This window comes from Amycolatopsis sp. NPDC000009, assembly GCF_055563465.1.
Window position 1 is genome coordinate 255,140 of record NZ_JBVHDI010000003.1, and the last position, 19,658, is coordinate 274,797.

A 19,658-nucleotide genomic window follows, 5' to 3' on the forward strand; every position below is an offset into this window, starting at 1 on the left:
CCTGAAAGCGAGGCACGGCTGCTCACGAGAGGCGGTAGGCCCGCCGCGCCGTCCCGTCGAAGAACTCCAGCCGCTCGGCGTCGCTCAACGAGCCCGTCAGCGAAAAAGCCGTGTCCACGACGACTTCGTACGCGGCCGCGAGCTCGCAGACCGGCCAGTCCGAGCCGAACATCAGCCGCGAAGCCCCGAAGGACTCCAGCACGTGCTCGGCCCAGCGCGCCAGCTGACCGACCTTCCATCGTGCCCAGTCCGCCTCGGTCACCAGCCCCGAAAGCTTGCAGTACACGTTGTCCAGCTCCGCCAGCGCCGCGACACCGTCCGCCCACGGCCGCCATTCGCCCGAGGCGATCGGCGGCTTCGCGGCGTGGTCGAGGACGAAAACCTGGTCCGGCAACGCTTTCGCGGCGGCGAGCGCGGCGGGGAGCTGCGGTGGCTTCACCAGCAGGTCGTACGCCAGCCCGGCCTCGCCGAGGGCGGCGAGACCGCGCAGAACCTCGGGCCGCGTCAGCCACCACGGGTCCGCCTCGTCCTCCACCTGGTGCCGGATCCCCACCAGCGGACCGGAAAACGAAGACACGCGCTCGCCGACATCGGGTGCGGTGAGGTCGGTCCAGCCGACGACGCCGGCGATGAGCGGTTCGGCCTGGGCCGCCGCGAGGAACTCTCGCGTCTCCTCTTCCGACGAGACCGTCTGCACCAGCACGGTCCCGTTCACCCCCGCCGCCTTCGTCACCGTGCGCAGATCGTCCACTGTGTACGGACGCCGGATCGGCTCCAGCGCCGTACCGGTCATCCACGGGTAGTCCCGCCGCGACGGGTCCCAAAGGTGGTGGTGCGCGTCGATCACGGCTGTCCTTCCTCCCGCAGCACGGTGTCCTCACGCAACAGTCCCGCACGGATCAGATCCGTCCACAACTCGCGCGGTACCGGACGCCGGAACCGTTCGGCGTTGAGCCGAACCTGGCCGGGATCGTGCGCGCCGACTACGACGGACACCACCGCCGGATGCGCGGCCGGCAACGCCAGCGCGGCTTGTGGGAGTTCGACCCCGTGCCGCGCGCAGACGTCGGCGATCCGCTGGGCGCGCTCGACCAGTTCGGCGGGCGCCTCGGCGTAGTCGTACATCGTGCCCGGCGATGCGGTGGCGAGGATCCCGGCGTTGAACGCCCCGCCCACCACCACGTCCACGCCGCGTTCCGCGCACAGCGGGAGAAGGTCGTCGAGCGCGGGCTGGTCGAGCAGGGTGTACCGGCCCGCCAGCAGGATCACGTCGAGATCGAACCGGCGGACGAACTCCGTGAGCATCGGCGCCTGGTTCATCCCGGCCCCGATGGCGTCGACGACACCCTGCTCCCGCAGTTCGAGCAGCGCGGGGAACGCGCCGTTCACGGTGTCCTCGAAGTGTTCGTCCGGATCGTGCACGTAGACGACGTCGACGCGGTCGAGGCCCAGGCGTTCCAGACTGTCCTCAAGCGACCGGAGGATCCCGTCGCGGCTGAAGTCCCACCGCCGTTTGTACGCGGCGGGAACGACGAAACCCTGCGAGTCGGTACGCGAAGCGCCGTCGGGATCGGGTTCCAGCACGCGGCCGACCTTCGTCGAGACCACGAAATCCGCACGGGGATACGCCGAAAGCGCCGCGCCCAGCCGACGTTCCGACAGGCCGAGACCGTAGTGCGGGGCGGTGTCGAAATAGCGGACACCTTCGTCCCACGCCTGCCGGACGGTCGCCTCGGCCGTCTCGTCGGTGATGGCGTGGTACAGGTTGCCCAGCTGCGCGCAGCCGAGCCCCAGCGGGGACAGGGGGATCTTCACGGAAGCTCCCAGACGAGGCCGAGGCCCGAATCGTCGCCCGAGTAGTCGTCTTCGACGTCGAGCAGTTCCGACATCCGTGCCTGCCAGGGAATATTGGCCGGGTGATCGCGCAGGATCGCGCGCATCTTCGCGTAGTCCTCGACCTCCACGACATGGAAGAGGTCGAGCCCGTCCCGCCAGATCCGCCACGAACGCACGCCCGCACCGCGCAGGGCTTCGTCCAGATCAGGCGGGATGACGGCGTGGACCGACTCGTATTCGGCCTCCTTGCCCGGCTTCAACCGGGTGTGGAGTGCCACTCTTTGTAGTGCGACACCGTGGGTCACCGCGCCTCCTTCGTCCGAAACATGGCACTCTGTCAACTAACACTCAAACATCCGAGGTCTTCGGGGAGGGCGGTGGAACATGCCGGTCACCGATGTCGCGATCGACAAGATCAAGGACATGATCATCTCCGGCGAGCTTGCTCCGGGCGACAGGCTGCCGAAGGAGGCCGAACTGGCCCAGCGGCTCGGTCTGTCCCGCAGTTCGCTGCGCGAAGCGGTGAAGGCGTTGTGCCTGATCCGCGTGCTCGACGTCCGCCAGGGCGACGGAACGTACGTCACCAGCCTCGAACCGAATCTCCTCCTCGACGCGATGACGTTCGTGGTGGACTTCCACCGCGACGACACCGTGCTGGACTTCCTCGCCGTGCGCCGGATCCTCGAACCGGCGGCGACGGCGATGGCCGCGGTGCACATGAGCGACGAGGACATCGAGGAACTAGGCCGCCTGCTCGACGAACTGGCCGACTCGCCGACGGTGGAGGCGCTGGTCGCGAACGACCTGCAGTTCCACCGCAAGATCGCCGACGGCTCCGGCAATCCGGTGCTGTGCTCGCTGCTGGACAGCCTGTCCGGCCCCACCGCGCGCGCCCGCATCTGGCGCGGGCTCACCCAGGAGGGCGCGGTCGCGAAGACCCGCGAGCAGCACACGGCGATCTACGAGGCCATCGCGGCCCGCGAGCCCGAGCTCGCGCGTTCGTGGGCCACCGTGCACGTGGCCGGGGTGGAGCAATGGCTCCGCAACGCGCTCGGCACCGCAGACGACCCCACCACGGCCGCGGAAGCTTCCTGACACCGCACTCTCCTCCATCGACGTTCCGTGAAGGCCTCCTTCCCTACGCTCAAGGTAGGGAAGGAGGCCTTCACGGACTTTCGGGCTAGGTCTGGGCCTTTCCACCGGCGTAGCGGGAGATGATCAACGCGACCAGGATGATCACGCCGTAGATCGCCTTCAGCCATTCCGGCGGCACCTGCGCCACCTGCAGCAGGTTGGTGACCGTCTGCAGGAGCAGCACGCCGGTGAGCGCCCCGACCAGCGTGCCCTTCCCACCGTCCAGTGAGACACCGCCGATCACCGCAGCCGCGAACACCTGAAGGATCAATCCGTCGCCCTGATCGGCGCCGAGCGCGCCGACGTAGCCGGTGTACGCGAGCCCGCCGAGCGCGGCCAGCACCCCGGCGACCACGAAGACACCCCACGAGATCCGGTCGACCCGGATACCGGCGGCCCGCGCCGCTTCCCGGTTGCCGCCGATGGCGTACAGCGACCGGCCGATCCGGTGGTACCGCAGCCCGAGCCCGAACACGGTGAACAGCGCCGCGGCCAGCCACACCGACATCGGCAGCCCGATGAAGGTCGTCGTGGCCAGCGCGGTGAACACGTCCAGCTGATCGAAGAGCGTCTTCCCCTGGGTGGACCCGATCTGCGTGCCGCGCAGCACCGTCAGCATCGCCAGCGTGACGATGAAGGCGTTCAGCTTCAGCTTGACGATCAGGAAGCCGTTCACGAAGCCGACCGCGGCACCGGCCACCAGCACGGCGAGAATGCCCGCGAAGCCGGGGATCTCGGTGCCGAAGCCCGAGGACGCCACCGGGATGACCAGCATCGCGCCGAGCGCGGGCGCCATGCCCATGGTGGATTCCAGCGACAGGTCGAATTTCCCGGTCAGCAGCACGAGCGATTCGCCGAGCACCACCATCGACAGCGCGGCCGAGGCGGACAGGATCCCGACGATGCTGCCGAAGGTCAGGAACGTGTCACTGATCAGTCCTCCGATGATCAGCACCACGATGAGCGCGGGCACGAGCGCGAGTTCGCGCAGCCAGCGGAACTTCCGGCGGCGTGGCGACGCCGGAAGCGTCGAAGTCTTCGGATCGGTCATCAGTTCGGTCACCGTTCGACTCCTTCGATGTCGGCCACCAGGTCGCCGTCCGACCAGCCCGCCCGGTGTTCGGCGACCACGGCACCGGCGCGCAGCACCAGCACCCGGTCGCTCAGGCGAAGATCGTCCAGCTCGTCGCTGACGATCAGCACCGCCTTGCCCTCCGCGCGCACCCGGTCGACGACCGCGAGCAGCGCCTCCTTCGATTTCACGTCCACCCCCGCGGTCGGGTTGATCAGCACCACCAGGCGCGGATCCCCGGCCAGCGCGCGGGCCAGGACGACCTTCTGCTGGTTGCCGCCGGAAAGGTCGGACACCGGCTGGTCCGCGTCGGCCGCGACGATGTCGTAATCCCGCAGCGCCTGGGCGGCCCGGCCGTATCGCGAGCCCGGTGCCGCCAGGCCACCCTTGCCCATGCGGTCCAAAATGGACAGGGTGGCGTTGTCCGCGATGGAATGCTCCAGCACCAGTCCCTCGTGATGCCGGTCCCTCGGCACACAGCCGATCCCGGCGCGGATCGCGGCCGGGATGTCTCCCGGTTTCAACGGCTTCCCGTCCACCCGGATCGTGCCGGAGGACGGCGAACGCAGTCCGTACACGGTTTCCGCGACCTGGTGCTTGCCGCTGGCGTTGCTGCCCGCGAGCCCGATCACCTCGCCGCGGTGGATCCGGAACGTCACATCCTCGAAGCCGTCACCGGAAAGCCCGTCGACGGTCAGCACCTCGTCGGCGTCCGCGGCCAGCGCCTCGCGGGTGGAGGCGTCGCGCACGGAAAGCCCGCCCTGCTCGCCGGTCATCGCGTCGATCAGCTCGGCACGGCCGACCTCGGAGACCGGCGCGGTCAGGATGTGCTTGGCGTCGCGCAGCACGGTGACCGCCTGACACACCTCGTACACCTCGTGCAGGTGATGCGAGATGAACAGGAACGTCACCCCGCTGTCCTGCATCTGGCGCATCCGCGCGAAAAGCCGTTCGATCGCCTGGCTGTCCAGCTGCGCCGTCGGCTCGTCGAGCACGATGAACCGGGCGCCGTAGGACAACGCGCGCGCGATCTCGACGAACTGCCGGTCCTCGACCGAAAGCTCGCCGGCCGGGGTGTCGACGTCGACGCGCACGTCCCAGGAGTCGAGCAGTTCCCGTGCCTGACGGCGCAACCGCTGCCAGCCGATCGCGAAACCCTTGCCGGACTGGCGATTCAGGAAAAGGTTCTCCGCGACGGTCAGCTGCGGCACGACCATCGCGTGCTGATAGACGCAGGCGACCGCGCGTTTCCAGTCGTCCTGTTTGGACAACGGCGGCGCCGGGACGCCACCGAACTCGACGTGGCCGGTGTCCGTTTTGGACAGTCCGGTGAGGATGGAGACGAGGGTCGACTTCCCCGCACCGTTGCGGCCGACGAGCGCGTGCGACTCGCCGGGGTGCACGGTGAGGCTGACGTCGGACAGCGCCACGGTGGGGCCGTAGCGTTTGCCGACGCCCTGTGCGCTGACCACCGGCACGGCGGCGGATCCGGCGGGCAGCGCGCTCACAGGTTGTTCCCCCAGAGGGCCTTGTCGTCCACGTTGTCCTTGGTGACGACGGGCGCGGGGAGCTGGTCTTCGAGGATCCCCGGCCGCACCTCGACGACGGTGCTGCCGTGGTCGGTCGGCCCGGCCTTGAAGGTCTCCCCCGCCATGGCCTTCTTGATCCAGTACATGCCGTACTTGGCGTAGTCGTCGGCGGGCTGGGAGACGGTCGCGTCGAGCTCGCCCGCGCGGATCGCGGCCAGCTCCTGGGGAATGCCGTCGTTGCTGACCAGCACCACGTGCTTCGGGTCGCCGACCGGGAAGTAGAGGTTCTTGCGTTTGAGCGCCTGCTGCGTCGGCGCCAGGTACACGCCGCCCGCCTGCATGTACACGGCCTTGATGTCCGGGTTCGCGGTCAGCAGACTGTCCAAACCGGACGAAGCCTTGTCCGCCTTCCATTCGGCGGCGACCTCCAGCACCTGGACGTCCGGGTACTTGGTCTTCATGCACTGCCGGAACGCCTCGGAGCGGTCGCGGCCGTTGACCGAGGCAAGGTCGCCCATGACCTGCACGACCTTGCCCGACGTCACCTTCGCGCCGATCGCCTCGCAGGCCTTGGTGCCGTACGCCTTGTTGTCCGCGCGCACCACCATCGCGACCTTGCCGCTCTCCGGCGCGACGTCGACGGCGACCACCGGGACACCCTTGTTCTCCGCCGCCTTGAGGCCCGCCACGACGGCGGCGGAGTCCAGCGGCGTCACGACCAGGCCCTTGACCCCCTGGTTGAGCAGGGTGTTGATGTCGGTGATCTGCTTCGCCGGATCGCTGTCCGCGTTGACCGTCGGCAGCGCCTCGACGCCCTGTTCCCTGGCCTTCAGCGGTACGTAGTTGTTGTAGGCCTGCCAGAACGGCGAGGTCAGCAACGGGATCGTCGCACCGACCTTGCCGCCTCCGCCTGCACCCGGTTGGGGAGCATTATCCTTTGTGGACCCACACGCCGACAGGGTCAGCCCGAGCGCGGCGGCCGCGGCGGCCACCTTGATCACCCTCGTACGCACCGCATCCTCCTTGATGACAGCGAAAACTACTGCTGGACCGGGCCGCGCGGACGCAGCCCGTACATACCTCCGTCGACAGCGAGCGCCGTTCCGGTGGTCGAAGCCGACAGCGGGCTGGCGAGGTACACGACCGCGTTCGCGACCTCGTCCGCGGTGACCAGCCTGCCCATCGGCTGACGGGCCGCCAGCGCGGCGCGTTCGGCCTCCGGATCGCCCGCGGCGTCGAGCAGCCTGCCGACCCACGGGGTGTCCGCGGTGCCGGGGCAGACGCAGTTGACGCGGATCCGGTCGGCGAGGTGGTCGGTCGCCATCGCCAGGGTCAGCGAGAGCACCGCGCCCTTGCTGGCCGAGTACAGCGCGCGGTTGGGCAGGCCCGCCCACGCGGCGATCGAACAGGTGTTGACGATCGCGGCCGACGGCGAGTTCTTGAGGTGCGGCAACGCCGCCCGCGCGAGCCGCACCATGCCGACGACGTTGATGTCGAGCACTCGGTGCCATTCGTCGTCGCCGTTGGCGGTGACGTCACCCTGCGCGCCGATGCCCGCGTTGTTGACCAGGACGTCGAGCCTGCCGAACCGGTCCGCGACCGCGTCGATCGCCGACCGGACCTCCTTGTCGGACCCGACGTCGCAGCGGAATCCGGCGAGACCTTCGGGAAGGTCGCCGGGATTCAGGTCGAGGACCGCGACCTTCGCCCCGCGCGAGGCGAGCAGGTCCGCGGTGGCCCTGCCGATTCCCGACGCGCCTCCGGTGACCGCCGCGACGAGGCCTTCGAACTCACTCACTTGCTTGTCTCCGTCCATTCCGGACCGTCGGGGAAGGTGAACCGGCGCAGCGTCGCGTCGTGCATCCGGGCCGAGAAGCCCGGCGCGGACGGGGCGACGTAACGACCGTCGACGACGGCGGCCGGATCGGTGAAGTGCTCGTGGAGATGGTCGACCCATTCGATGGACCGGTCGGTGTCGGAACCGGACACCGCCACGAAATCGAACATCGACAGATGCCGGACGAGTTCGCACAGCCCGACACCGCCGGCGTGCGGGCACACCGGGATCCCGAACTTGGCCGCCAGCAGCAGGATCGCCAGGTTCTCGTTGAACCCGCCGACCCTGGCGGCGTCCAGCTGCAGCACCGAGATCGCGCCCGCCTGCAACAGTTGCTTGAACACCACACGGTTCTGGACGTGCTCGCCGGTGGCCACCCGGATCGGGGCGAGCGCCTTGGCGATCGCGGCGTGCCCGAGCACGTCGTCCGGCGAGGTGGGTTCCTCGATCCAATACGGGTCGTACGGCGCCAGCGCGGTCATCCAGGTGATCGCGGTCGAGACATCCCAGCGCTGGTTCGCGTCGACGGCGACCCGGATGTCCGGGCCGACGGTCTCGCGGGCGAGTTTCATCCGGCGGACATCGTCCTCGAGATTCCCGCCGACCTTCAGCTTGATCATCTCGAAGCCGTCCGCCACCGCCTGCTCGGCGAGCCGGACCAGTTTCGCGTCCGAGTAGCCGAGCCAGCCGGGGGAAGTGCTGTACGCGCGGTAGCCGTCGCGCTCGATCCGGGCGATCCGCTCGGCGCGGCCCGGCTCGGCGGCGCGAAGGATGTCGAGCGCCTCCTGTTCGGTCAGCGCGTCGGTGAGATAGCGGAAGTCGACGAGGGAGACCAGCTCCTCCGGCGACATCCCGGCGGCGAACCGCCAGACCGGGAGGCCGGCGATCCGCGCGGCGAGATCCCACGCGGCGTTGACCACCGCGCCGATCGCCATATGCGCGACACCCTTTTCCGGGCCGAGCCAGCGTAGTTGCGAGTCGCCGACCAGCGTCCTCGACAGATCGCCGAGCGCGGCCGCGCCGGTGGGCACGTCCCTGCCGACGACGTGCGGCTCCAGCGCACGAATCGCCGCGGCCTGGACGTCGTTGCCGCGGCCGATGGTGAAGGCGAGCCCGTAGCCGTCCGGGCCGCCGTCGGTGTGCAGCACGACGTACGCGGCCGAGTAGTCAGGGTCCGGGTTCATGGCGTCCGAGCCGTCCAGCTCCCGCGAAGTGGGGAAGCGGACGTCGAGCACCTCCATGCCCACGATCTTCGCCATCACGCCTGCCTGACGTTCTGGCGCTGACGGCCGAGGCCGTCGATCTCGAGCTCGATCACGTCGCCCTCGCGCAGGTACGGTTTGGGGTCCGGCTGCCCGAGCGCGACCCCCTGCGGGGTGCCGGTGTTGATGAGGTCTCCGGGGCGCAGCACCATGTACTGGCTCACGTAGTGCACGATCTCCGCGACCGTGAAGATCATGTCCTTGGTCGACGAGTCCTGCTTCTTCTCGCCGTTGACCCACAACCGCAGGCCGAGGTCCTGCGGGTCGGGCACCTCGTCGGCGGTGACCAGCCACGGGCCGAGCGGGTTGAAGTTCTCGCACGACTTGCCCTTGTCCCAGGTGCCGCCGCGTTCGAGCTGGAACTCGCGCTCGGACACGTCGTTCGAGACGGTATAGCCGGCGACGTACTCCAGGGCTTCTTCGACGCTTTCGAGGTAGCGCGCGGTCTTGCCGATGACGACGCCGAGCTCGACCTCCCAGTCGGTCTTCGTCGAGCCCCGCGGCACGAGCACGTCGTCCTCCGGCCCGACGACGACGTCGGGGGCCTTCATGAAGACGACCGGTTCGGCCGGCACCTCGGCACCGGACTCTTCGGCGTGCTGCCGGTAGTTGAGGCCGATGCAGACGACCTTTCCGGGCCGCGCGATCGGCGCGCCCACCCTGGCCCGCGCGGCTTCGGAACCGGCTTCGGGCAGCTCACCGGCGGCCAGCGCGGCCGCGACCCTGGCGACTCCGTCGCTCGCGAAGAAGCCGCCATCGATGTCGGCGGTCAGCCCCGAAAGGTCGCGCAGCGTGCCGTCCCCGGCACGTACGAACGGACGCTCACTTCCCGGCTCCCCGAGTCGCAACAGCTGCACGGATCTTCCCTTCCAGCCGAACCGTCAACATTCAACGGCTCCCAACAGACATCCGATGTATACCCGACGACTCGGCGCGAGATCTAGGGGTCGTTCGGATTTGGATCGAAAATTGATCGGATCAGTCTTGCGAAGTCCAGGTGGCGAGACTCACAGCGGGAATAGTTACCTACTCTAAGCAAGTTGTTCCTCGCGGAACCATGACTGGGGAAGGAACGAGCATGACCATCGCGCCCGAGCGAGTGGAAGAGACCGTCGCGCGGCCCGTCACGACCGGCCGCGCCCGGTTCGTCCTGATCCTCGGCGGCCTGTCCGCCTTCGGGCCCCTGTCCATCGACATGTACCTGCCCGCACTGCCGCAGATGGCGGGCGAACTGCGCGCCGCGGACGCGACCGTCCAGCTCACGCTGAGCGCGTTCATCATCGGGCTCGCCATCGGCCAGCTGATCCTCGGACCGCTGTCCGACGCGATCGGCCGCCGCAAACCGCTCGTGGCCGGCCTCGCGCTCTACATGATCGGCTCGATCCTGTGCGCCGTCGCCCCGACGGCCGAACTGCTCATCGCCGCACGAGGCATCCAGGCCTTCGGCGCCGCGGCGGGCATCGTGATCGCCAGGGCGACCGTGCGCGACCTCTATTCCGGCACCGCGATGACGAAGTTCTTCTCGCTGCTCATGCTGGTCAACGGGCTCGCCCCGATCCTGGCGCCGATCATCGGCGGCCAGATCCTGAACTGGACCTCGTGGCGCGGCGTGTTCGTCTGCCTGACCGTGTTCGGCGCGATCCTGCTCGCCGTCGTCTTCTTCCTGCTGCCGGAACCGCTGCCCGAGGAACGCCGCACCCCCGCGCGGTTCGGTTCGGTGCTGCGGAAGTACGGGAGCCTGCTCCGCGACCGCGGCTTCCTCGGGTACGCGCTGGCCTCGGGGCTGATGTTCGGGAGCCTGTTCGCCTACATCTCCGGCTCGTCCTTCGCGCTGCAAGGCGTCTACGGGCTCAGCCCGCAGGCGTACAGCCTGGTGTTCGGGCTCAACGGCATCGGCATCGTGGCCGTCGGCCAGCTGAACGGGCGCATCGTCGGACGTTTCCCGGAGCGGACGCTGCTGACCGTCGGTCTCGTCATCGCGGCGGTGGCCGGCTTCGGTGTGCTGGCCGCGACGGTGCTGGACCTCGGCCTGATCGGGCTGCTGATCCCGCTGTTCGTCCTGGTGTCGAGCATCGGCATGGTCGCGCCGAACGCGAGCTCGCTCGCGCTCGCCGAACAGGCGCGGTCCGCCGGTTCGGCGTCGGCGCTGCTCGGCGTGCTGCAGTTCGTCGTCGGCGGGCTGGCGACGCCGCTGGTGGGGCTGGGCGGTCCGGGCACCGCGGTCCCGATGGGGATCGTGATGGCGGCCTTCGGCGTGCTCGCGCTGCTGGCCTTCGGGACCATGACGCGGCCCGCCACGGCACCGGCACCGGAAGCCCTGGCGCTCTCGCAGGCGTAGTGGCTCGTGAGTGGTTAGGACGGTTAGAACCGTCCTAACCACTCACGAGTCCCTTGAGGTCAGCAGTCCTCAACTGCTCCGCGGTCACCGTCGCCCGTCCCTCGACCAGGGCCTTCAAGGCGTCCCCGTCATCCCACTGGTTGACGTTCATCGCGGCGGTCACCTGCCCGTCCCGCAGCCAGAACGCCGTGAAGTCGCGCGACGCGAGGTCGCCCCGCACCACGAGTTCGTCGCTTTCGGGGTCGGCGAGACCCCGGTATTCGCAGCCCAGGTCGTACTGGTCCGAGAAGAAGTACGGGCTCCGCAGGTACGGCTCGTTCTCTCCCAGCAGGTTCCCCGCGACGTGTTCGCCTTGCCACTTCGCGTTCGACCAGTGCTCGACGCGGACACGTTTTCCGTAGCGGGGATGGAAATGCGCGGCGATGTCGCCGATGGCGTAGACGTCGGGCGCGGCCGTCCGCAGGCCGGCGTCGGCGCAGACACCGCCGTCGTCGGACAGCTCCAGCCCGGCCGCGTGCGCGAGGTCGACCCTGGGCGCGGCGCCGACGGCCACCAGTACGACGTCCGCGGGAAGCTCGTCGCCACTCTGAAGACGTACGCCGGTCACCCCGTCCTGGTCACCGGTGAAGCCCGCGACGCCTTCACCGAGACGCCAGTTCACCCCGTGCTCGGCGTGCAGATCCTTGAAGACCCCGGAAACCTGTTCGCCCAGCACCGCGAGCAGCGGCGAGGCGACCTGGTCGACCACGGTCACCTCGGCGCCGTGTTCCCTGGCGGCCGCGGCGGCTTCGGTCCCGATCCAGCCCGCGCCGACGATCACCACCCGCCCGGCGTCCTTGAACGCCGAGCGCAGCGCCAGCGCGTCGTCGAGGGTGCGCAGGGTCCGAAGGCCCGGCAGGTCCCCGCCGGGCACCGGCAACGAGCGCGGCCGGGAGCCGGTCGCGAGCACGAGCCGGTCGAACCGGTGTTCACCGCCCGCGTCGTCGTGCACGAGCCGGGCGCCGAGCTCGATCTTGGTCGCGGTCGCACCGCTGGAGAACGCGATGTCCTTCTCCGCGTAGAAACCCTCGTCGTGCACCCAGTCGGGTTCATCGGTGTTGCCCATCAGGAGCCCTTTGGACAACGGCGGTAATTCGTACGGGCGATGCGTGTCGGTGCCGAGCAGCAGGATTTCCCCCGCGTAACCGCGTTCTCGCAGCGTCCCGGCCGCCGTGGCCCCGGCGAGACCGGCTCCGACGATGACGATCTTCCTGGGTTCGGACATCCCATGACCTCCCAAGCAGTGCCTCCCCCGGACGCTACTCCCGTTCCTCCCCTTCCGGCCTAGCGAGAGCGGAAGTCGATCACGATATGAAGGATCGGTTAACCCATCAGTAGGAACATGGGGTAATCGGCGTCACGCCCCCGAAAGCGCCCCGTCCCAGCCTCGGACGAGAAAGGGAGATCATGGGATACGGGAGGATGAGGACGTTGGCACCCCGGGACGAATGGTCGGTCGGCTGCCGGGATCTCGCGGGCAGGCGCAGGGACGTGACGGTGTTCGTGAGCAGCGACAAGATCGTGCTCGTGGCGCCGCCCGGCGAGGCCGCCGTACTCGGGCCGCTGGACGTGGGGCGCCTGCGCGCCGCGCTCCGCGACGCCGTGGTCGCGGTGGCCGAGCATCCGGACCACAGTGAATGACAACTACCGTTCCTACTTTTGAGTAGGTAGAGTCGGCTCCGTTCGGAAGGAGCCGGCCATGACCACCTACTTCGTGACGGGCGCGACGGGTTTTCTGGGAAAACGCCTGGTCGCGCGCCTACTACGGCGACCGGAGACCGTAGCCGTCCATGTTCTCGTGAGGGAGACCTCACGCGGGAAGCTCCCGAGCCACGAGAAGCTCGTTCCCGTCACCGGCGACCTGACCGAACCCCTGCTGGGCATCGATCCCGCCCGCCTGGAACCTCTTGACCACGTCGTGCATCTCGGCGCGATCTACGACCTCACCGCGGACGAAGCGGCGAACCGCGCGGCCAACGTCGACGGCACCCGCAACGTCCTGGAGTTCGCCGCCGCCGCGAAGGCCGGGCTCTTCCACCACGTCTCGTCGATCGCGGTCGCCGGGCAGTACGCCGGGCGGTTCACCGAGGCCGACTTCGACCTCGGCCAGAGTTTCGCGTCGCCGTACCACGCGACGAAGTTCGAGGCGGAGAAACTCGTGCGCCGGCACGGGAAAACGCCGTTCCGGGTGTACCGGCCGTCCGCCGTGGCCGGCGATTCGCGCACCGGTGAGATGGACAAGATCGACGGCCCGTACTACTTCCTCCCCGCGATCTCGCGGCTCGCCACGCTGCCCCGCCGGCTCCCTCTCGCCGCGCCGGATCTCGGCGCCACGAACCTCGTCCCGGTCGACTACGTCGTCGAAGCGATGGAACACCTCATGCACGTCGACGCGCCCAGCGGGAGCACGTACCACCTCGCGTCGCCCCGGCCGCAGCCGCTGCATGAGGTCTACAACGCCTTCGCGCGGGCCGCGGGCGGGCCGAAGATCTCCGCGGTCCTTCCTGCCGGACCGTCCGGAGCGCTGAAACGCGCCGGGACCAGGCTGGCGAAATCCGCGGCCGCCGGATTCGACCGGGTCCCGGGCGGGCGTTCGGCCCGTGCGGCGGTGCTGGCCGAACTCGGCATCCCGCTCGAAGTGCTGCCGCATCTGAGCATGGAGGTCGACTTCGACACGAGCGCGACCACGGCCGCGCTCGAACGCAGCGGGATCACCTTGCCGCCGTTGAAGGAGTACGCCGGCCCGCTCTACCGGTACTGGCTGGAGCACCTGGATCCCGACCGCGGCCGCCGCCGTCCGGGGCCCGACCCCCTGGAGGGCCGGAAGGTCCTCATCACCGGCGCGTCCTCGGGTATCGGTCGCGCGTCCGCGCTCGCCGTCGCCGCGAAGGGCGGCGAAGTGATCCTCGTGGCCAGGCGCGCCGACGAACTCGAACAGGTCCGCGAGCAGATCGTCGCGGCGGGCGGGAAGGCGTCGGCGTACCCGTGCGACCTCACCGACGGGGGTGCCGTCGACGCGCTGGTCAAGGACGTGCTCGCCGCGCACGGCGCCGTCGACATGCTGGTCAACAACGCGGGCCGCTCGATCCGGCGGTCGGTTTCGCTGTCCACCGAACGGTTCCACGACTACGAGCGGACGATGGCGATCAACTACTTCGGCCCCGTGCGGCTGACGCTGGGCCTGCTGCCGTCGATGACCGCGCGCGGATTCGGGCACGTCGTCAACGTGACCACCCAAGGACTGCAAACGGACACCCCGCGGTTTTCCGCTTACCTGGCCTCGAAGGCCGCGCTGGAGGAGTTCGGGCTGACCGCCGGCCGGGAAACGCTTTCCGACGGTGTCACCTTCACCTCGGTCCGGATGCCGCTGGTGCGCACCGACATGATCGCGCCGACCGGGTCCTATCGAGGCATGCCGTCGAGCTCCCCCGAACGCGCCGCCGCCCTGGTGGTGAAGGCACTGGAGAAACGACCCGAGATCCTCAATCTGCCCGAAGGCACGGCCGCCGAACTCGTGACGCTCGTCGCACCGAAGACGGCGCGGTTCTTCGCCCACCTCGTCTATCGCGCCATGCCCGAGTCCGCGCCGGAATCCCGTGGCCTGCCCCGGAAGGCTCCGCTCGCCTCGGTGGCGGGCGCGGTCACCCGGCTGGTCTGGCGCCGTCGTCCCTGACGTCCCGCCGCCGGGGCTCGATCGGGGGACGCCCCCGGCCGCTACCATCGGTTTCCGATACGCCGGGGGGTCGGCGGGCACGGGCCGAGGCAGGACGACCGGGAAGGGGCAGTGTGGACGTCGCCAGTCCCCCGCTGTCGACCGGACCGGACGCCGCTGGGATGTCAGCGGTACGTCCCGCCAGGACAGTGCTCCGGCTGTCCCTGCACGTGGCGTGGGTGCTCGCGCTCGCCGTCGCCACCGAACTCCGGGTGGGGCGCTTCGGTTTCCACCCGTCGGACCAGGGTTTCATCCTCGCCCAGGCGTGGCGGGTACTGCACGGCGAAGTCCCGCATTCCGACATCATCTCCGCGCGACCGCTCGGTTCGGCGTACCTGCACATCGTCGATTTCGGGCTGCCGGGGCCGCTGTTCTTCGTCTCCAGCGTGCTCAGCATGCTGGAGATCATCCTGGCGACCATCGCGTTCGCCGTCCTGGTCACCCGGCGCCGCGTCCGCGACTGGGGCCCGGGGCTCACCGGGCTGACGGCGGCCGCGTCCCTGCTGAACCTCAACGCCTTCCCGCTGATGGCCTGGCACACGATCGACGGGATCTTCCTGACCGCCTGCGGTGCCTGGGCGCTGGATTCGGGGCTGCGCAACGGCAAGGCGTGGCCGCGGCGGCTCGGCCTGGTGCTGCTGGGCACCGCGGTCTTCGTCAAACAGAGTTTCGCGCCGGTGCCGTTGATCGCGTTGTGCTGGCTGCTGCTGCACCCGTCACTGCGGGAAGGCGCGTTCCGCACCGGCCGCTGGTGGGGGCGGCTGGCCTGGGATCTGCTGGCGCTGGGCGCCTTTCTGGTGTTCTACATCGGAATCGTCACCCTCGACGGCGGGCTCGGCGCGATGGCCGAGCAGCTCACCGGCGGCCTGCCCGCGTACGGCGAGCGCCTTCTCGGGCTGTGGCTGGAAAATCCCGCGTCCCTGCTGCGGCCGCCGGTACGGGGCTTGACCTTCTTCGTGATCGCCGGGGTGTTCCTGGCCCTGCTCGGGATCTTCCGCGACCGCGCCGGATTCGCCGGGGCCGTCCTCGCCCGGCTGCTGCTCCTGGCCGGCGTGGCGGTGGTGGTCGGTACCGTCGTCGACGGGCACTTCACCGGCGCGTCGCGCTGGGCGGACGTCCTCTGGTGGATCCTCGGTGTCGCTCTGCTGGTGAACTGGGCGGCGACACGGCGGTTCTCGCGCATGGGCGCGCTGGTCTTCGCGACCGGATTCATGACCAGCCTGTCGTGGGGCAACGACACCCCGACGTTGTTCACCGGAACACTGGCGCTGACGGCGATCCTGCTGCTGGCGGACGCGCTGCCGCCCCTGCCGGAGCCGTCCCGCCGGCTTGGGCTGGCGGGTGCCACGGCGATGGGCCTGGTCGCGGTGCTGGCGTCGGGCTGGGCCGTGGTCGCGCACCACGACGACGCCGCGTACCTCGACATGGCACACGAGAAGCTGACCGGTGACCTCGGCAAGGTGACGCCGTCGATGCGCGGTATCCGGACGAATCCGGGCACGTTCACCTATATCTCCCAGATCCAGGACTGCGTCACGCGCTTCCCCGCCGGGCGCACGGCCGTCCTGCCCGACAACCCATTCGCCTATCCCGCTTTCGGCCTGCGCAACCCGTTCCCGCTGGAATGGCCGCTGCCGCTGGAGATCGTCGCCGACGCCCCGGAACGCATGCTCGCGAGGGCCGACGAGCTCAATCGCGAAGGCGACTATCTGGTGCTGTTCCAGACCGTGAGCATGCCCGCGCTGGCCAAGGGCGGGCCGGTGCCCGCCGAGGTCGCGGGGGACGCCCCGATCTTCGACTACCTCGGGCTGGAGAACGCGCTGCGGTCGCGGCTCACCGGGCAGACCGTCACCTGCGGCAGCTTCGTCGGCAAGTGGGCGCCGCACCCCTGACGCATTTCGTCCTCTGAATGCGGGGATCAGTCGACGCCGGCGTCCTCGGGGCGGCCGGAAGCGAGTCCGGCGAGGACGTCCAAAGCGGCCCCGAGCGTCTCCAGGGGCGGCGACGAGACGGCGAGGCGGACCGCGTTCGGGGCGTGACCAGGGACGACAGCGAACGCGGCCGCCGGGGTGACCGCGATCCCGCGTCGCGCGGCCGCGGCGACGAAGGTCTCGGCGCGCCAGTGATCGGGGAGTTCCCACCAGCAGTGATACGCCCGCGGATCGGCACGCAGGGTGAACCCGGCCAGCCGCGCCGCCGTCACCCGCTGGCGTTCCGCGGCATCGAGCCGTTTCGCCCGTTCGACGGTTTCCAGGGTCCCGCCGGTGATCCACCGGGTGGCGGCTTCGACGGCGAATCGGGGCGCGACCCAGCCGCCCGAGCGCACGGCCGCGGCCAGCCGTTCCCGCCATTCCGCCGGGACGGCGAGGAATCCGGTGGTCAGTCCCGGGGCGAGCCGTTTGGACAGGCTGTCGGTGAACACCGTGCGCTCCGGCGCGTACGCCGCGAACGGGCGGACCTCGGGCCGGAGGAAGGTGTAGATACCGTCCTCGATCACCGGGATGTCCATCCGCCGCACGGTTTCCGCCAGCTCGACCCGCCGCGCTTCGTCCATTGTGGACCCGAGCGGGTTGTGCAGGGTCGGCTGGACGTACAGCGCGCGGACGGACGCGGCTTCGAGTGCCTCGGGAATGAGGCCCAGGTCGTCGGTCTCGATGGGCACCAACTGGACACCGAGCCGTCCGGCGAGCGCCTTGACCACGGGATAGGTGATGGCTTCGACGGCGAGACGTTCCCCCATCGGCACGAAGGCGGCGATGGCGGCCGCGATGGCCTGACGCCCGCTCCCGGCGAAGAGGATTTCCGGCGTCCAGCCGTCCTTCGCGAGCAGGCCGGCGGCGGCGTCACGCGCCTGCTTCGAGCCGGAGACGCTTCCCGGCCGCAGCGCCGCGGTCAGGACGTCGTCGCGGAGCAACGGCTCCAAAGCCTTCCCGGCCAGCGCCGACTGGTCCGGGAGGACGGCGAAGTTGAGCTCGAGGTCGACCGTCGCGCCACCGGGTTCGGCGAGCGCGGTCTCCAACGGCGGCCTTCCGGCGCGGACGAACGTGCCCCGGCCGACCTCGCCGACCACGACGCCTCTCCGGACGAGTTCGCCGTAGACCCTCGCGGCCGTCGAGTTCGCGATCCCGCGTTCGCGGGCGAACCGCCGCTGCGGGGGCAGCCGGTCGCCAGGACGAAGCCTTCCCGCCTCGACGTCGGCGGAGATCTCGTCCGCGACTATCCGGTAATCCTCCATGCAGGTTCCTTCGATCGCACCGAGACCGCTCGCGGGATTGCACTGGGGATGATGCCATCGACGAGCGTCGTGAGCCGACTGCGACCTACGGAACACCACAACGGCGGGCTCCTAGGTTAGCCTAACCTGCGTGGAGACCGTGGAAACCCTCACCGAGCAGAGCACGACGTCCCGCCTGCACGCGGACGCGCTGACGCTCGCCTACGACGGCCGGACCGTGGCCGAAGACCTCGGGGTGGTCATCCCCGACCGGTCGTTCACCGTCATCGTCGGCCCGAACGCCTGCGGCAAGACGACCCTGCTGCGCGCGCTCGCGCGGATGCTCAAACCCCGCCAGGGGTCGGTGTTCCTCGACGGGCAGGTGATCAGCTCCTTCCCCGCCAAGGAGGTCGCCCGGCGGCTCGGCCTGCTCCCGCAGAGCTCGATCGCGCCCGACGGCATCACCGTCGCGGATCTCGTCGCGCGTGGCCGGTACCCGCACCAGCGCCTGCTGCGCCAGTGGTCCCGCGAGGACGCCACCGTGGTCGCGGAGTCCATGCGCGCCACCGGGGTCGACGACCTCGCCGAGCGGCTGGTCGACGAACTGTCTGGTGGTCAGCGGCAGCGCGTGTGGATGGCGATGGCGCTCGCGCAGGAGACCGATCTCCTGTTGCTCGACGAGCCGACGACCTATCTGGACATCGCACACCAGATGGACATCCTCGACCTGTGCGCGCAACTGCACCGGGAACAGGGCCGGACGCTGGTCGCGGTGCTGCACGACCTCAACCACGCCGCCCGCTACGCGACGCACATGATCGCGATGCGCGGCGGCGAGGTCCTGGCGACCGGCTCGCCCGAAGAGGTGGTGACCGCCGCCAACGTCGAGAAGATCTTCGAGCTGCCGTGCCGGGTGATGCCGTGTCCCGAAACCGGGACGCCGCTGGTGATCCCGAAGGCAGGGCGCCGCGCCGCGTGATCATCCCGGAGTAGGTTGGCGGCGGAGGTGCCATGTCACAGCAACTGTGGTCCGAAGTGGACGACTACCTGTCCGGGGCGCTCATCCCGTCCGACCCCGCCCTGGAGGGGGCGCGTGAGGCGTCGGATCGGGCCGGGCTGCCGTCGATCGCCGTCGCGCCGAACCAGGGCAAACTGCTCAACCTGATGGCGAGGATGATCGGTGCCCGGTCCATCCTGGAGATCGGCACGCTCGGCGGGTACAGCACGATCTGGCTCGCCCGCGCCCTGCCGCCGCAGGGCAGGCTCGTCACCCTCGAATACGACCCGAAGCACGCCGAGATCGCGCGCGGCAACATCGAAGCGGCGGGGCTCGGCGGGCTGGTCGACGTCCGCGTCGGCAAGGCGCTGGACCTGCTGCCGTCGGTCGAGGGCCCGATCGATCTGGCGTTCATCGACGCCGACAAGGTCAACAACCCGGCCTACTTCGAGGCGTCGCTGAAGCTCGTCCGGCCCGGCGGCGTGATCGTGGTCGACAACGTCGTCCGCGGTGGCGCGGTGACCGACGCCGCCAGCGAAGACCCGAACGTCCAGGGGATCAGGCGGCTGCACGAAATGATCGCCGCCGAACCCCGCGTCGACGCGACGGCCGTCCAGACGGTCGGCAGTAAGGGTTACGACGGGCTCACCGTGGTGCTCGTGAAGCCCTGACGGCGCCCGTCCGCCCG

18 protein-coding genes are annotated in these 19,658 nt (G+C 69.7%); 7 read left to right on the forward strand and 11 right to left on the reverse strand.

The window, feature by feature from the left end; all coding sequences use genetic code 11:
- Window positions 1-22: 22 nt before the first annotated feature.
- The 3 genes from ACZ3HL_RS11100 to ACZ3HL_RS11110 are packed head-to-tail and all read right to left on the reverse strand — an operon-like array spanning window position 23 to window position 2,114.
- Window positions 23-847, reverse strand: a complete 825-nt coding sequence (locus tag ACZ3HL_RS11100; protein ID WP_465530353.1) for an amidohydrolase family protein — start codon at window positions 845-847, stop codon at window positions 23-25.
- Complete coding sequence (locus tag ACZ3HL_RS11105; RefSeq protein WP_465530355.1) at window positions 844-1,815, reverse strand: aldo/keto reductase; 972 nt, start codon at window positions 1,813-1,815, stop codon at window positions 844-846. Before ACZ3HL_RS11105 ends, ACZ3HL_RS11100 begins: the two co-directional genes overlap by 4 nt.
- A complete protein-coding gene (locus ACZ3HL_RS11110; RefSeq protein WP_465414140.1) occupies window positions 1,812-2,114 on the reverse strand; it encodes an L-rhamnose mutarotase in 303 nt (100 codons plus the stop codon). The genes ACZ3HL_RS11105 and ACZ3HL_RS11110 overlap by 4 nt, the downstream gene beginning before the upstream one ends.
- A gap of 106 nt (window positions 2,115-2,220) precedes the next feature.
- Between ACZ3HL_RS11110 and ACZ3HL_RS11115 the strand changes: the two genes are divergently transcribed.
- Window positions 2,221-2,931, forward strand: a complete 711-nt coding sequence (locus ACZ3HL_RS11115; RefSeq protein ID WP_465413631.1) for a FadR/GntR family transcriptional regulator — start codon at window positions 2,221-2,223, stop codon at window positions 2,929-2,931.
- An 85-nt stretch (window positions 2,932-3,016) separates the two neighbouring features.
- Here the strand turns inward: ACZ3HL_RS11115 and ACZ3HL_RS11120 are convergent, their stop codons facing one another.
- The 6 genes from ACZ3HL_RS11120 to ACZ3HL_RS11145 are packed head-to-tail and all read right to left on the reverse strand — an operon-like array spanning window position 3,017 to window position 9,527.
- A complete protein-coding gene (locus ACZ3HL_RS11120; RefSeq protein ID WP_465530357.1) occupies window positions 3,017-4,033 on the reverse strand; it encodes an ABC transporter permease in 1,017 nt (338 codons plus the stop codon).
- Complete coding sequence (locus ACZ3HL_RS11125; RefSeq protein ID WP_465530359.1) at window positions 4,030-5,550, reverse strand: sugar ABC transporter ATP-binding protein; 1,521 nt, start codon at window positions 5,548-5,550, stop codon at window positions 4,030-4,032. Before ACZ3HL_RS11125 ends, ACZ3HL_RS11120 begins: the two co-directional genes overlap by 4 nt.
- Window positions 5,547-6,572 carry a sugar ABC transporter substrate-binding protein gene (locus ACZ3HL_RS11130; protein WP_465531043.1) on the reverse strand — a complete coding sequence of 342 codons (1,026 nt, stop codon included), beginning with the start codon at window positions 6,570-6,572 and terminating at the stop codon, window positions 5,547-5,549. Before ACZ3HL_RS11130 ends, ACZ3HL_RS11125 begins: the two co-directional genes overlap by 4 nt.
- Before the next feature lie 38 nt (window positions 6,573-6,610).
- The gene (locus tag ACZ3HL_RS11135) at window positions 6,611-7,369 is read right to left on the reverse strand and encodes an SDR family NAD(P)-dependent oxidoreductase (protein WP_465530361.1); all 759 of its coding nucleotides are present in this window, start codon (window positions 7,367-7,369) and stop codon (window positions 6,611-6,613) included.
- Window positions 7,366-8,667, reverse strand: a complete 1,302-nt coding sequence (locus ACZ3HL_RS11140) for an enolase C-terminal domain-like protein (RefSeq protein WP_465530363.1) — start codon at window positions 8,665-8,667, stop codon at window positions 7,366-7,368. Before ACZ3HL_RS11140 ends, ACZ3HL_RS11135 begins: the two co-directional genes overlap by 4 nt.
- Complete coding sequence (locus ACZ3HL_RS11145; RefSeq protein ID WP_465530365.1) at window positions 8,667-9,527, reverse strand: fumarylacetoacetate hydrolase family protein; 861 nt, start codon at window positions 9,525-9,527, stop codon at window positions 8,667-8,669. Before ACZ3HL_RS11145 ends, ACZ3HL_RS11140 begins: the two co-directional genes overlap by 1 nt.
- A 221-nt stretch (window positions 9,528-9,748) precedes the next feature.
- Here ACZ3HL_RS11145 and ACZ3HL_RS11150 point away from each other — a divergent pair, with 221 nt between their 5' ends.
- On the forward strand, window positions 9,749-11,008 hold the full coding sequence (locus ACZ3HL_RS11150; RefSeq protein ID WP_465413643.1) for a Bcr/CflA family multidrug efflux MFS transporter: 1,260 nt from the start codon (window positions 9,749-9,751) through the stop codon (window positions 11,006-11,008).
- A gap of 34 nt (window positions 11,009-11,042) precedes the next feature.
- Here the strand turns inward: ACZ3HL_RS11150 and ACZ3HL_RS11155 are convergent, their stop codons facing one another.
- A complete protein-coding gene (locus tag ACZ3HL_RS11155) occupies window positions 11,043-12,272 on the reverse strand; it encodes an NAD(P)/FAD-dependent oxidoreductase (protein WP_465530367.1) in 1,230 nt (409 codons plus the stop codon).
- A 197-nt stretch (window positions 12,273-12,469) separates the two neighbouring features.
- On the opposite strand from ACZ3HL_RS11155, the gene ACZ3HL_RS11160 reads away from it, so the two are divergent.
- The 3 genes from ACZ3HL_RS11160 (at window position 12,470) to ACZ3HL_RS11170 (ending at window position 16,651) form a co-directional block, all read left to right on the forward strand.
- Window positions 12,470-12,688: a hypothetical protein gene (locus ACZ3HL_RS11160; protein WP_039922712.1), complete on the forward strand. Its 219-nt coding sequence runs from the start codon at window positions 12,470-12,472 to the stop codon at window positions 12,686-12,688.
- Window positions 12,689-12,746: 58 nt separating this feature from the next.
- Window positions 12,747-14,720: an SDR family oxidoreductase gene (locus ACZ3HL_RS11165; RefSeq protein ID WP_465530369.1), complete on the forward strand. Its 1,974-nt coding sequence runs from the start codon at window positions 12,747-12,749 to the stop codon at window positions 14,718-14,720.
- Between the two features lie 113 nt (window positions 14,721-14,833).
- Window positions 14,834-16,651, forward strand: coding sequence for a hypothetical protein (locus tag ACZ3HL_RS11170; RefSeq protein ID WP_465530371.1), 1,818 nt, complete (start codon window positions 14,834-14,836; stop codon window positions 16,649-16,651).
- A 26-nt stretch (window positions 16,652-16,677) separates the two neighbouring features.
- Here ACZ3HL_RS11170 and ACZ3HL_RS11175 read toward each other — a convergent pair whose 3' ends face one another.
- Window positions 16,678-17,994 (reverse strand): aminotransferase-like domain-containing protein, encoded by a 1,317-nt coding sequence (locus ACZ3HL_RS11175; RefSeq protein ID WP_465413671.1) that lies wholly within the window; start codon window positions 17,992-17,994, stop codon window positions 16,678-16,680.
- A 130-nt stretch (window positions 17,995-18,124) separates the two neighbouring features.
- Here ACZ3HL_RS11175 and ACZ3HL_RS11180 point away from each other — a divergent pair, with 130 nt between their 5' ends.
- Window positions 18,125-18,952 (forward strand): ABC transporter ATP-binding protein, encoded by an 828-nt coding sequence (locus tag ACZ3HL_RS11180; protein WP_219149614.1) that lies wholly within the window; start codon window positions 18,125-18,127, stop codon window positions 18,950-18,952.
- Between the two features lie 32 nt (window positions 18,953-18,984).
- Window positions 18,985-19,641, forward strand: a complete 657-nt coding sequence (locus ACZ3HL_RS11185) for an O-methyltransferase (protein ID WP_465413674.1) — start codon at window positions 18,985-18,987, stop codon at window positions 19,639-19,641.
- The last annotated feature ends 17 nt before the right edge of the window (window positions 19,642-19,658 follow it).

Bases quoted from the DNA above. Each gene is read 5' to 3' on its own strand.
- ACZ3HL_RS11115 (WP_465413631.1), top strand. From the start codon at position 2,221: ATGCCGGTCACCGATGTCGCGATCGACAAGATCAAGGACATGATCATC.
- ACZ3HL_RS11140 (WP_465530363.1), bottom strand. From the start codon at position 8,667: ATGGCGAAGATCGTGGGCATGGAGGTGCTCGACGTCCGCTTCCCCACT.
- ACZ3HL_RS11150 (WP_465413643.1), top strand. From the start codon at position 9,749: ATGACCATCGCGCCCGAGCGAGTGGAAGAGACCGTCGCGCGGCCCGTC.
- ACZ3HL_RS11155 (WP_465530367.1), bottom strand. From the start codon at position 12,272: ATGTCCGAACCCAGGAAGATCGTCATCGTCGGAGCCGGTCTCGCCGGG.
- ACZ3HL_RS11160 (WP_039922712.1), top strand. From the start codon at position 12,470: ATGAGGACGTTGGCACCCCGGGACGAATGGTCGGTCGGCTGCCGGGAT.
- ACZ3HL_RS11165 (WP_465530369.1), top strand. From the start codon at position 12,747: ATGACCACCTACTTCGTGACGGGCGCGACGGGTTTTCTGGGAAAACGC.
- ACZ3HL_RS11175 (WP_465413671.1), bottom strand. From the start codon at position 17,994: ATGGAGGATTACCGGATAGTCGCGGACGAGATCTCCGCCGACGTCGAG.
- ACZ3HL_RS11185 (WP_465413674.1), top strand. From the start codon at position 18,985: ATGTCACAGCAACTGTGGTCCGAAGTGGACGACTACCTGTCCGGGGCG.